The organism is Prochlorococcus marinus str. MIT 9401 (assembly GCF_000760095.1).
Taxonomy (GTDB): domain Bacteria; phylum Cyanobacteriota; class Cyanobacteriia; order PCC-6307; family Cyanobiaceae; genus Prochlorococcus_A; species Prochlorococcus_A marinus_I.
The window spans coordinates 1-11,164 of sequence record NZ_JNAR01000001.1 but is presented as its reverse complement, the minus strand read 5'-3'; the positions used below and the strand labels follow the sequence as shown (position 1 = coordinate 11,164).

General features: G+C 32.1%; 16 protein-coding genes and 1 tRNA gene. 9 read left to right on the top strand and 8 right to left on the bottom strand.

Features of this window, described 5'->3' with window-relative positions; genetic code table 11:
- Nucleotides 1-14: 14 nt before the first annotated feature.
- Both EV01_RS08620 and EV01_RS08625 read right to left on the bottom strand, forming a co-directional pair.
- Nucleotides 15-332, bottom strand: a complete 318-nt coding sequence (locus EV01_RS08620; protein WP_032516665.1) for an MgPME-cyclase complex family protein — start codon at nt 330-332, stop codon at nt 15-17.
- A gap of 8 nt (nt 333-340) precedes the next feature.
- Nucleotides 341-1,057 carry a pyridoxine 5'-phosphate synthase gene (locus EV01_RS08625; RefSeq protein WP_032516664.1) on the bottom strand — a complete coding sequence of 239 codons (717 nt, stop codon included), beginning with the start codon at nt 1,055-1,057 and terminating at the stop codon, nt 341-343.
- 159 nt (nt 1,058-1,216) lie between these two features.
- Between EV01_RS08625 and EV01_RS08630 the strand changes: the two genes are divergently transcribed.
- Genes EV01_RS08630 through grxD form a run of 4 tightly spaced genes read left to right on the top strand, consistent with a single transcriptional unit; the run spans nt 1,217 to nt 2,960 of the window.
- Nucleotides 1,217-1,831, top strand: coding sequence for a lysophospholipid acyltransferase family protein (locus EV01_RS08630; protein ID WP_032516769.1), 615 nt, complete (start codon nt 1,217-1,219; stop codon nt 1,829-1,831).
- 42 nt (nt 1,832-1,873) lie between these two features.
- Nucleotides 1,874-2,392, top strand: coding sequence for a hypothetical protein (locus EV01_RS08635; protein ID WP_032516663.1), 519 nt, complete (start codon nt 1,874-1,876; stop codon nt 2,390-2,392).
- Between the two features lie 10 nt (nt 2,393-2,402).
- Nucleotides 2,403-2,633 carry a BolA family protein gene (locus EV01_RS08640; RefSeq protein WP_032516662.1) on the top strand — a complete coding sequence of 77 codons (231 nt, stop codon included), beginning with the start codon at nt 2,403-2,405 and terminating at the stop codon, nt 2,631-2,633.
- A 3-nt stretch (nt 2,634-2,636) separates the two neighbouring features.
- Nucleotides 2,637-2,960, top strand: coding sequence for a Grx4 family monothiol glutaredoxin (grxD, locus tag EV01_RS08645; protein ID WP_032516661.1), 324 nt, complete (start codon nt 2,637-2,639; stop codon nt 2,958-2,960).
- Between the two features lie 49 nt (nt 2,961-3,009).
- Here grxD and EV01_RS08650 read toward each other — a convergent pair whose 3' ends face one another.
- The gene (locus tag EV01_RS08650) at nt 3,010-3,279 is read right to left on the bottom strand and encodes a DUF6761 family protein (protein WP_032516660.1); all 270 of its coding nucleotides are present in this window, start codon (nt 3,277-3,279) and stop codon (nt 3,010-3,012) included.
- 87 nt (nt 3,280-3,366) lie between these two features.
- Between EV01_RS08650 and EV01_RS08655 the strand changes: the two genes are divergently transcribed.
- On the top strand, nt 3,367-4,104 hold the full coding sequence (locus tag EV01_RS08655; RefSeq protein ID WP_032516658.1) for a response regulator transcription factor: 738 nt from the start codon (nt 3,367-3,369) through the stop codon (nt 4,102-4,104).
- Here EV01_RS08655 and EV01_RS08660 read toward each other — a convergent pair.
- Genes EV01_RS08660 through EV01_RS08675 form a run of 4 tightly spaced genes read right to left on the bottom strand, consistent with a single transcriptional unit; the run spans nt 4,101 to nt 7,726 of the window.
- Nucleotides 4,101-4,607: a hypothetical protein gene (locus tag EV01_RS08660; RefSeq protein ID WP_032516768.1), complete on the bottom strand. Its 507-nt coding sequence runs from the start codon at nt 4,605-4,607 to the stop codon at nt 4,101-4,103. The two genes, EV01_RS08655 and EV01_RS08660, sit on opposite strands and share 4 nt — an antisense overlap.
- A 14-nt stretch (nt 4,608-4,621) precedes the next feature.
- Nucleotides 4,622-6,166 carry a carotenoid isomerase gene (gene crtH / locus EV01_RS08665; RefSeq protein WP_032516657.1) on the bottom strand — a complete coding sequence of 515 codons (1,545 nt, stop codon included), beginning with the start codon at nt 6,164-6,166 and terminating at the stop codon, nt 4,622-4,624.
- A gap of 33 nt (nt 6,167-6,199) precedes the next feature.
- On the bottom strand, nt 6,200-7,603 hold the full coding sequence (gene trmFO / locus EV01_RS08670) for a methylenetetrahydrofolate--tRNA-(uracil(54)-C(5))-methyltransferase (FADH(2)-oxidizing) TrmFO (protein WP_032516656.1): 1,404 nt from the start codon (nt 7,601-7,603) through the stop codon (nt 6,200-6,202).
- Nucleotides 7,604-7,609: 6 nt separating this feature from the next.
- Nucleotides 7,610-7,726 (bottom strand): photosystem II protein Y, encoded by a 117-nt coding sequence (locus tag EV01_RS08675; protein WP_011818654.1) that lies wholly within the window; start codon nt 7,724-7,726, stop codon nt 7,610-7,612.
- Nucleotides 7,727-7,902: 176 nt separating this feature from the next.
- On the opposite strand from EV01_RS08675, the gene EV01_RS08680 reads away from it, so the two are divergent.
- The 3 genes from EV01_RS08680 to EV01_RS0108695 all read left to right on the top strand — a co-directional run bounded on the left by EV01_RS08680 (nt 7,903) and on the right by EV01_RS0108695 (nt 9,378).
- A tRNA-Lys gene (locus EV01_RS08680) sits at nt 7,903-7,974 on the top strand.
- A 543-nt stretch (nt 7,975-8,517) separates the two neighbouring features.
- Nucleotides 8,518-8,625: a high light inducible protein gene (locus EV01_RS0108700; RefSeq protein WP_011132751.1), complete on the top strand. Its 108-nt coding sequence runs from the start codon at nt 8,518-8,520 to the stop codon at nt 8,623-8,625.
- 366 nt (nt 8,626-8,991) lie between these two features.
- Nucleotides 8,992-9,378 (top strand): thermonuclease family protein, encoded by a 387-nt coding sequence (locus EV01_RS0108695; protein ID WP_072013453.1) that lies wholly within the window; start codon nt 8,992-8,994, stop codon nt 9,376-9,378.
- 58 nt (nt 9,379-9,436) lie between these two features.
- Here EV01_RS0108695 and EV01_RS08685 read toward each other — a convergent pair whose 3' ends face one another.
- On the bottom strand, nt 9,437-10,234 hold the full coding sequence (locus EV01_RS08685; RefSeq protein WP_032516654.1) for a hypothetical protein: 798 nt from the start codon (nt 10,232-10,234) through the stop codon (nt 9,437-9,439).
- A gap of 106 nt (nt 10,235-10,340) precedes the next feature.
- Between EV01_RS08685 and EV01_RS09570 the strand changes: the two genes are divergently transcribed.
- Nucleotides 10,341-11,164, top strand: an 824-nt coding sequence (locus EV01_RS09570; protein ID WP_193742570.1) for a cell envelope integrity protein TolA, incomplete at its 3' end; no start/stop codon positions are given.

The following is an 11,164-nucleotide window of genomic DNA, read 5'->3' as shown; positions in this document are numbered from 1 at the left end:
ATTAGTTGGATATATTACTCAACTTTAAATGGATCAGTTATTTCTGCATTAGGAAATTCGAATTCCCCAACAGCAACAAACTCTAAACGAAGCTTCAAGAAAGTTATAAATTTTTTATCTGTCGATATGACAGCTGCTGGGGGTGATGGAATCTTTGATTTTAGATCAAAAAATTGAGTAGTTTGCAAAAATGATGGGTTTTTTAAAAGCCAAAAATCTATTTCTTTGTTATTTTCTTTATAATTCCTCTCCCTCTCTTTCAAAATTTCTTCAAGTGGTTCCTCAACCGTTAAAAATTTTTCACTTGCTGCAACGAAGTAATATGTTTTCATTTTAATATTTAATTTATGGTAATAAGTGACTTCATTTCACGAACAGATTTTTCTAATCCTACCGCTAAAGCCCTTGCAACAATACTATGACCTATGTTTAGCTCGTTCATATTGTTAATTGATGCAATTTTTTTAACATTATTGTAGTTAAGTCCATGCCCAGCATTAACAACTAAACCTAGATCATTAGCTTCATATGTAGACTCAATAATCTTTTGAAGCTCTTCATATTGGCTGTACCCAGTAAGTTCAGCATATTTGCCAGTATGTAACTCTATAAAATCAAAGCCTATTTCTTTGGAATAATTAATCTGTTCAGAGAGTGGATCAATAAATGCACTTACCTCTATTCTGGAATCTTTTAAACTTTTTACGAACTTCTTAAGATGTTTTAAATTACTTTTAACATCCAACCCTCCTTCAGTAGTAACCTCCTCTCTTTTTTCAGGTACGAGTGTTACGTAATTTGGAAGAAGTTTTTTAGCAATTTCTAACATTTCTTCTGTAGCAGCCATTTCTAAATTAAGTTTTGTTTTTATTGTTTCTTTTAAAAGAAATACATCTCTATCTTGAATATGTCTTCTATCTTCTCTCAGGTGAACTGTTATTGAATCTGCACCTCCTAATTCAGCTAAAAAAGCATATTGTACAGGGTCAGGTTCTATAGTTTTCCTCGCTTGCCTTACATTTGCAATATGGTCAATGTTTACTCCTAAAGTAGTCATAATTCTAAAATCTTAGTTTCTAGACAATCTATTAACCGCCCAATAATAGCTAATAAAAAATTACAAACCTATAAATTATTAATATATAGTTAACCGAAATTGAAGAAAAAATCTATAGATACTCATTATGGTATAAATCCTCTTCTAGGTTTTTTAGCAATGTTTATTACCCAAAACATTGTCATAAAAGCTTTTTTTACTGAAATAAAAATAATAAATAAAAGTTTTGCAATACCCAAAAATTCTTCAATTATTTTAGCCCCAACCCATAGATCTAGATGGGATGGATTAATTCTTACTAGGGCAATGGGTAGAAGGGTAACTAATAAAGATTGCAGATTTATGGTTACAAAATCTGAAATGAAAGGGATCCAAGGTTGGTTCCTAAAAAGACTTGGTTGTTTTCCCATTGATCAATTATCTCCTTCTCTTTCAGTATTGAGGTATGCTGTTGAACTAATAGAAAAAAAGAATCAACTAGTAGTTTTCCCTGAAGGCAAAATTAATAAATATGGTAAAAAGTTAATTCTTAAGGAGGGTTTATATAGACTGGCTTTATTGGCAGCAAAAAAGTCAAGCTCAATTTTTATAATTCCAATTGGAATTGCATACAGCCAGGTCTCTCCTAAAATTAGAGGTAAAGCCTCCTTATGCTTTGGAGATCCTTTGTTAGTAACTAAAAATCCAAATTTATCAACAAGAGACTTTAATGACATTTTGTATAAAAGAATGTACAAAGCAGAAAAAATCGCTTTGAAAAATGTAGGTCGATAAATCCATTATCAGTTAATATTAAACTTAATAAATTATGAGAATATGAAATTCTTAAAAATGATCCCAATATTTTTTATTTTTCTTGGGATACCAACTTATATGAACTTTTCTTATGCAGAAAGTAAAAATCCAAATGAATATAAGGTTCTTTCCAGTACAAATAAAAAACTTTCAATCTCTGATGTCAAAGATTACATAGATGAGGGCGACAAATTTGTAAAGGATGGAGATTTTGAAAAAGCGAAGAAGGCTTACGATAAAGCGAGGAATTTAGCAAAACAACTTGCTGGATTCTATAGAGATCTAAACGGTTCATTTAAAGGTTTGGATGCAAGAATACCACTTGAGATGGATAAAAAAGGAAGAAAATCTATAAAAATCTGGGCACAATCAAATGCTAGACTAGCTTCTTTATATAAAAGAAAAGAACAACCAGAGGTAGCAGTACCTCTACTGGTTGAAATAATTAGATTAATGACTCCAAATAGTACTGAAGGTAAAGAAGCATATGAGAATTTATTACAATTGGGGTTCGTTGAAACAACTTACAAGGGTTTTTAAAATAATAATCATGATTACAAAATCAAAAGTTATAGATTTAATAACTAAGAAGTTGCCAGATTCCCAAGTAAAAGTTGAAAATCTTAAAGGTAATGATCACTTACAAGTAACAGTAATTTCATCAAGGTTTGATGGATTATCATTGGTTAAACAACATCAACTAGTCTATTCTGCCCTTAAAGATGAATTAGCATCAGAGGCTATTCACGCACTGGCTCTAAAAACAGAAACTCCAATTTGAATTATGGAAAATCACACTAAAGATAAAATCCAAAACTTAATAGAATCTAATCCGATTATGGTTTTTATGAAGGGTACTAAATTAATGCCTCAATGCGGATTCTCAAACAACGTTGTTCAAATTCTTAACTCTCTAGGTGTTGAATTTAGTACTTTTGATGTTCTTAGTGATTTTGATATAAGAGAGGGTATTAAAGAATATTCAGATTGGCCCACAATACCTCAAGTTTATTTAAAAGGAGAATTTCTTGGAGGATCTGACATACTTATCGAAATGTATAACTCTGGCACCTTAAAAGAAAAAATTGAAATTGAATTAGCATCCTAAAACATTCAATAAGTATAAATACTGATATTAGTTAATAAAAATTAATATTTTAAACTCTTTTTTTATCAAAAAAACCCTTATTTTCATCCTCACCGGGTTCTATAAAACTAGATGGATCTAAAATCCATCTTTCTATTAATCTTTCTAATTTATCTTGATCTCTCTGCTCTAAACTACTGCAATTCCTTAATGCTTGCAGATAACCATCACAATATAACCGAAGGTCTGTTGGTGTATGAAAACGACTAACCAAGTCCTGGCAACTATCGCAAATTGATTGAAAATGACGAATTGCCCTAGGATTTTCAAATGATGTCATAATTCGATAGATTTCTGATTTTTATTTAGCATTTGTTATACCTTATTAAGGATGATAATAAATTGCCTGGCCCAACAGTAATTAAGAATGCAATCAACTGAGCAAATCTTAGCTTCAACTCCTGGCAGTTCACAATTGCCTTCGAGCTCTCAAACACCCTCAAGAGTTCTTGTTGTTGAACCTCACCCCACACTTAGGACGGTCCTTGTTCAAAGACTTCGTCAAGATGGTCACTTAGCTGCTGCAGTTGGATCTGCCACAGAAGCAATTGACCTATGCAGAGAGCAATCACCTGACCTATTGGTCAGCGCAGAAATTCTCGAACAAAATACTGCAATGAGGCTTGCTCAACAATTGGGGTGCTCAGTAATAGTTTTAACTGCCAGATCAGGTGTAGAAGCATTAGTTAATTTATTAGACGAAGGAGCGGATGATGTTCTTAGAAAGCCATTTGGTCTTGAAGAGTTAGCCGCAAGATGTAGAACTCTCTTAAAAAGAGGCAGAATAGGACTTCAAGAGAAAGTTGAAGTCGGACCATTAGAAGTACATCTGCTTCTAAGGCAGGTTACACTAAGCGAGAAACCCGTAGAATTAAGTCCTAGGGAGTTTGCTTTGCTTTGTGCGCTACTAATGCCTCCAGGAATGGTAAGAAGTAGACAGGAGCTTTTGAGAATGGCCTGGCCACCTTTTAGTGGCGGACCAAGGTCGGTAGATACTCAAGTATTAACCTTACGGAGAAAACTAGAACAGGCTGGCTTAGGAGAAGGTGGTGGTATTACAACAGTAAGACAGCAAGGATATAGATTTAGCCTCGATAATATCTAAAGCAAAAATAAGCTGATTTCTCCTACTAACATCAAAACTGATAAAATCGTTAGTAATTTATAAGTCCATAAAGGGGAGAGATAATTTATGCTTTCCGTTTTGATATTAGTTTTTTCCTCAATTTTTCCTAAAAAATTATCAAAATTTTCAATTCTTTGTGGTATGAGAAAACCTTTACCTTTTACATCTATAAAATAAAAAACCTTACTGCCTTGGCTGGTTGGAAAGGATTTTATAAACTTAATTTCTTCCCAAAAAATTTCCCAATTTTTTTTTCCAAGCACTTTAGAAATAAAACTTGTTTTATAAGTAATTTTTTTTTCACAAGTTTCTACATAATCACTAGTAATATTTGAAATCAAAAATAAACCTAATATAAAGAAAAATAATGAGGGAATTTTTAATTGATCACTTGAAATAAATGCGATAGGAAAAGTAAGAGCTATATATAATGAAATAAGAGAGCTTTTTACCGAGAAAAGTGTTTCAAATTTTTCTTTCATAATTTTATTTTTTTTCAATCAGGCAACTTAAAATCGTTAATATTTAATCTTGATCCAATTTTATGTGCACAGGCATATCCACTAAAGGCTACAGCATTTAAGCCTTGCCCTGGGAAACAAGAGTCCCCGACACAATAAAGATTTTTAATATTAGTTGTATTAAAAGGCATTGGAAGAAGTCCTAGTAACTTTTTATTAGGAATTGGACCATAACTGCCCTCAAATCTACCAAGAAACTTTCTATGAGTTCTAGGAGTGCCAATTTCTTTATGGTCAATATTTTGGTCTAATTTTGGGATTATCTTAGAAATCTTTTCAATTAAAAACGAATAATAATTTTCTTTTTTAGTAAGATATTCTTTTCTTGAAAGGTTGTCCCACTCACTTATAGAAGAAGGGGTAAAAGCATGAATGATGTGTTTGCCATCTGGAGCTAAAGATGAATCTAGAAGTGTGGGAATAGAAATGAAAATTACTCCTTTTTCATTTTCTAATTCTTCCCAATTCTCAACAATAATATGATGACAATTAAAATTTTTATCAATCAATTCTTCTGCTACACCTAAGTGTATTGAAACAAATGATGGAGAAGGCTTATAAGTTTTAGACCACTTATATTCACTCTTTGGGACGTAATCTTTTGGAATTAAACCTTTATCGTAATTGTTAAGACCAAAAGTATCCCATCTAGTGGAATTAGAAACAATGATATCAGCGTGAATTTTCTCTCCATTTGATAGTTTCACTCCAACAGCTTTTTTATCCTTTATAAGTATCTCTGTAACATTAGCTCCATAACGTATCTCACTACCTAATTTTTCAATACCAGTAACTAATTTCTCTGCAATCTTACCTACCCCTCCTTTAGGATAATTAATACCTCCAGCATGTCTATCTGTAAAAACCATTCCTGCATTGATCATTGGAGTTTTAAGGGCAGGCATTACTGACCAACAAAAACATTCAATATCAATAAACCTTAATAGTTCAGCATCTTTAATATATTTTCTTGCAACATCTCCAGCGTTTACTGGTAGCCATCTTGCAAGACCAAGACAAGATAATGGAGCTTTAAAAAAGACCTTTAAAAGATAGCCAGGATCTTCAATTGATAAAAGAGGCATAGAATCAAGACAATTAAATACCTTTTTACAAGTTCCATAAAATTTCCTAATGCCTTCTTTTTCTCTAGGAAAGCGATCAGATAATTTACTAATAAATTTTTCATATTCTCTATCAACTGAAATACTCAAATTATTTGGGAGATGGTACTCTAACTGAACAGGATCAGGAATAGTTTCACATTTTTCATTTACATCTTTTAGAGCTCTGGTTAATAAATTTGTATAACCTTTCTCTCCAAATCCGAAAATCATTGATGCTCCAACATCAAAGGTATAGCCTTTTCTCTTAAAAGATCCCCCACTTCCACCAGGAATAATATATTTTTCAAGAACTAATACTTTCGCACCCTTTGCAGCCAACTGTGAAGCTGTAACCAATCCACCTATTCCCGAACCAATAATTATTGCGTTAAAGGTTTTTTTATTGGATTCCATTTTTAAATTTTTGAGTAATTCACTTTAATTAATCTAAACAAGTAAATGATCTTTTTCGAGGAGTGAATCTAATATTTTTTTAAAACCTTGTAAAGCTTCAATAGATCTCTCTTGGTAAGCTTTATATCGCTTATTTTTTTCCTTTATTCTATAAGTTAATTCTGGAACTAATCCAAATGACGGAGGCATTGGTTGAAATTTATTTTTTTTCTGATTAGACATTATTATATTTTTATTACTAATGAAGTTCATTAAAGAACCTATCATTGATTCCTTAGGAAATGTAACTGGACTTTTATCCATTGCGAGGAGAGCGGCATTAATACCAGCTAATAAACCTCCTGCTACTGCTGCTGCGTAGCCCTCAGTCCCTGTAATTTGGCCAGCGGCAAGAAGTGAATCTCTATTTAAAAATTGAAGTGTTGGTAAAAGCAGTTTGGGAGATTCTAGAAATGTATTTCTGTGCATTACACCAAAACGAACAAACTCAGCTTTTTCTAAACCAGGTATCATTCTAAATATTCTTTTTTGTTCTGACCACTTAAGGTTAGTCTGAAAACCAACCATATTAAGTAATTTGCCTTCTAAATCTTCTTTTCTTAATTGAACAATTGCATGAGGCCTCTTTTTTAATCTATTTTCTCTGTCGAACAAATCGCCCCATTCTGGATTCCATAAACCGATAGATTTCAAAGGTCCATATCGCATTGTCTCTACACCTCTTCTTGCTATTTCTTCAATTGGCAAACAAGCTTCAAAGAAATTTGCAGATTCTTTTTCAAAATCCTTCAAATAGGCCTGCTGACCTTTAATTAATTCATCCCTAAATTTTATATATTCAATTTCGTTCATTGGGCAATTAAAATATGCTGGATCACCTTTGTCGTATCTACTTGCTTTAAAGACTATTTTTTTATTAATGGTTTCTCCGTAGATAATTGGGCTAGCCGCATCAAAAAAATGGCAAGAATCAATACCTGTGAAATTTTTAATTTTTGCAGCTAATGCATTAGAAGTTAATGGTCCAGTAGCAATTATGGAAATAGTTTCACTTTTGGGGAGCTCTAATTGTTCAATCCTTTCTATTTGAATCAGTGGATGTGAAGATAAAACCTCAGTCAAAGACTTACTAAATTTTGATCTATCGACAGCCAAAGCTCCTCCAGCGGGAACAGCGCATCTGTCTGCTGTTTTAATCACAAGTGAATTAAATGTCCTTAATTCTTCTTGCAAAAGTCCAGCGGCTCTATCTTTACTTAAAGCCCCAAAACTATTACTACAAACTAGTTCACCAAACTCACTTGTATGGTGAGCTGGAGTTGAAGATAGTGGTCTCATTTCGACTAACTTAACCGCTATTCCAGCGTTTGCTATTTGCCAGGCCGCCTCAGATCCAGCTAGACCTGCCCCTATTACTACTACCTCTTTATCTATCAAATTAAATTAATCCTTTCCCAAAAAATCTCTATTGAATTGTTCCCTTGCAGGTTTTTGTATATTGAAAATGACCCACGCAAGAGCTGCAATAATTGGCGCGAAAACGACAATAGTTCTTAACATCTTAAAAAATTAATAATTCATATAATACTTTAACTTTCCACAGAAGATAAAGAGAGATTTTTTAATCTTTTATCTTATAAGTTAAGAATTGTATTTCAATTGTACAAGTTAAGATAATAAGTTGTTTTTTTTGCCTTAAAAAGGGATAATTTTTAATGTACTCAATTTTACAAAATGGGTCGCTAGCTCAGCGGTAGAGCATCCGGCTTTTAACCGGCTGGTCCTGAGTTCGAATCTCAGGCGACCCACATCAATTTAAATTGAGTTCATTATTGAAGTATTAAATACCAAAAAACTATAAAAACTTCTATTGACTTAAAAACCTTTTCTAAAATATTGCATAACAATATTAATAATCTTAGTTGTTTCAGATAGGGCAAATTTTTTTCGAAAAATGAATTATCTGAGTGTGAGTATTTATTAAAGGCTTACTCAGCAGGTTTATAAAAAAATCTAAACAAAATCGATTGTACTTATTCCTAAAAATTGTTTATTTAAAAAACTATGTTGTGAGCGACTTTAAAATTAGCATTGATTACTTAATCTCAATAAAGGAGAATTAAATATTTAATCTAAAATTTTTCTGATCTTGATAATCTAGAAATATTAAACCTCAATACTCACGAAATTATTGAATAAAAATAAAATCCGACACAAATATGCAACAACTTTGTGTAAAAAATAAATTATTTTGATTGTAAATCTATGTTGTTCAAAAATTAAATAAAAAATACTTTACAAAGCTTCATGAAACCTGTTACAATCATTAACATAAAATTCATTCTTTTATCATGACTCCAGAAGCAGAACGTTTTAACGGTTGGGCAGCAATGTTAGGTTTCGTAGCAGCAGTTGGTGCATACGTAACAACAGGACAAATCATTCCTGGTTGGTTCTAAATTTAATTCTTAATATCACTGATTGTTTTCTGAAAGACCAACATGTAATTTAGCCAAGTCTTTTAGATTGATAATCGTAAAGTATTTTTAATTAAATTTGTTCTAAGACCCTTTAATTTTAAATCAATAAAATAAAGCTCTGTTTATACAGAGTTTTTTTTTGTAAAAGTTTAAATTAATCCAATTTTTTTTCAATATTGTCAAGACAAGTAGAACATAACAAATGACCTTTTTTCTTCCAAAAAGTTCTTGTTGACCTTTCTATATCCTTCCTACATATTAAACATTTAAATATTGGTGACATTTATAACTTTTAGATTAATAAGAGTAATGATGATATTAATGTTATAAATTTTTTTACGAATAATGGCAAGAATTATCTTTCTAATATTCTTAACATTTTCTTTAAATCAAGCTTACGCATCGAAAATACAGGAAGTCATCATTAAAAATTGCTATGACGGTGACACTTGCACAACATCCAAAGGAGAAAAAATTCGATTGGCTTGTATAGATACTCCTGAATTAAAAGGACCTAAAGCTAAGCCTATAGAAGCAAAAAGATCAAAAGATTTCTTAAATAACTTAGTAGCTAATAAACAAATTTCACTTAAAAGAATTACAAAGGATAGATATGGCAGAACAGTTGGTGAATTATTTAAAAATAGATTAAATATTCAAAAAATGATAGTTGAAAAAGGTTATGGAAAAATATATAAAAAATATTCACATCAATGCGAGTGGTCAAGATGATAGTTTTAAAAATTGCTCAATCTCATACTGTAATTAAAATTTAAAACTAAATATTCTTTTAATTATTTTTTTCAGGCTTGCTTAGTTTTACTCCTTTAAATAAAAGTTTTCCATCCTCTACCCAACTAAAACCAGGAAGAGATAAATTTTCTATTCTTCCATGAAAGACCAATTGATTCTTTTTATCACAATCATCCCTGTAATAACCATCGATAGCAGTTGTTATTTTATCCCCAGCCAATTCTGTACCAAGTGGGATAATATAATCCTTAATCCAAAAATCATCTGCATCTTTAAACCTTAATCTCACAGAATTATCCTGATTAGCAACCAAATTCTCTAATTCTTTTTCTTTTTCGGAAGAAAATCTACAGTCAGGAGATTGTCCTTTGTTTATGGTCTTAACTGGGGCTTTAATAGCAAGTCTATAAAGCATCTCACCTTCAAGAGCTCTATACTTGATGCGAGTATTTATGTCGAAGTCTTTCCATTGATCATCAACACTAAATATCTCTCCTGATCTGACATCATTTTTATTAACACTCACAACAGGTGCCGATGATCCCTTAGCTTGTGCTCTAGCTATCGCTTTTTCCTCATTTATTTTTTCCTGTCTAACTTTGTTTTCAGAGTTTTTATCCATCTTGACAAATCTGGTTTCCCCTCTTGGTCCATCTATATATCCATACATATCCCCTGTTTCTTTATCAGTATAAATAGAAAACAATTCGCTTTCTTGCATTCGCTCATTTTTTAAAGGCTTAAGGTTTCTTGCAGTCCAAGGAGCAGAAATTACTATTGCAAAAGATCCCAAACCAATTGATCCAGCTAAAGCATATTTTAATAAATTGTTCATATGTAGAATTTAGAGTATTCTTATAACTTAGAATTATCTACTGTTGCTTAATCATAAAAGTTTTATATTAAAATTTTTTTACAAAGTTAAATTCAATTTTTAACAAATGAAACTAAAAAGAAATATAAATAAATACCTTTTTTTTATAGTAACCCTAGCTTCATTAACAAATCCAATATTCGCTGGTTATGGAGGGGAAGGCACTAAGAACAAAGCCGAAAAAATTTCAAAATACAGAACTCAAGAATTAATTAACTATGTAAATCTCACAATCTACTACCTATATTCAGCAGAAAATAAAAATGAACGGCATGTAATATTATTCAAAAGTTGTCAGAAATTACTAAATAGCAATAAAAAAACAGTTAAGGGGAAAGATAAAAAGAACTTAATATCATGTACAAATCTCATGAACATGGGAACTTACAAAAATGAAAGGTCCAGTATAAATTCGAATTCATCAGAAAATAGTATTAAAACTAACGAAGAGGTTAAAAGAGAAGAAGAGGCGAGAAGAGAAAAGGCGAGAAGGGAAGAAAAGGCAAGAAGAGAAGAAGAGGCTAAAGCTAAAAGGGAAGCAGATGCTAAGAGAAGAGAAGAGGCGAGAAGGGAAGAGGAGGCGAGAAGAGAAGAGGCGAGAAGAGAAGAGGCGAGAAGAGAAGAGGCGAGAAGGGAAGAGGAGGCGAGAAGAGAAGAGGCGAGAAGAGAAGAGGCGAGAAGGGAAGAGGAGGCGAGAAGAGAAGAGGCGAGAAGAGAAGAAGAGGCTAAAGCTAAAAGGGAAGCAGATGCTAAAAGGAGACAAGAGGCTAAAGCTAAAAGGGAAGCAGATGCTAAGAGGAGAGAAGAGGCTAAAGCTAAAAGGGAGGCAGATGCTAAGAGGAGAGAAGAGGCTAAAGCTAAAAGGGAAGCAGATGCTAAAAGGAGACAAGA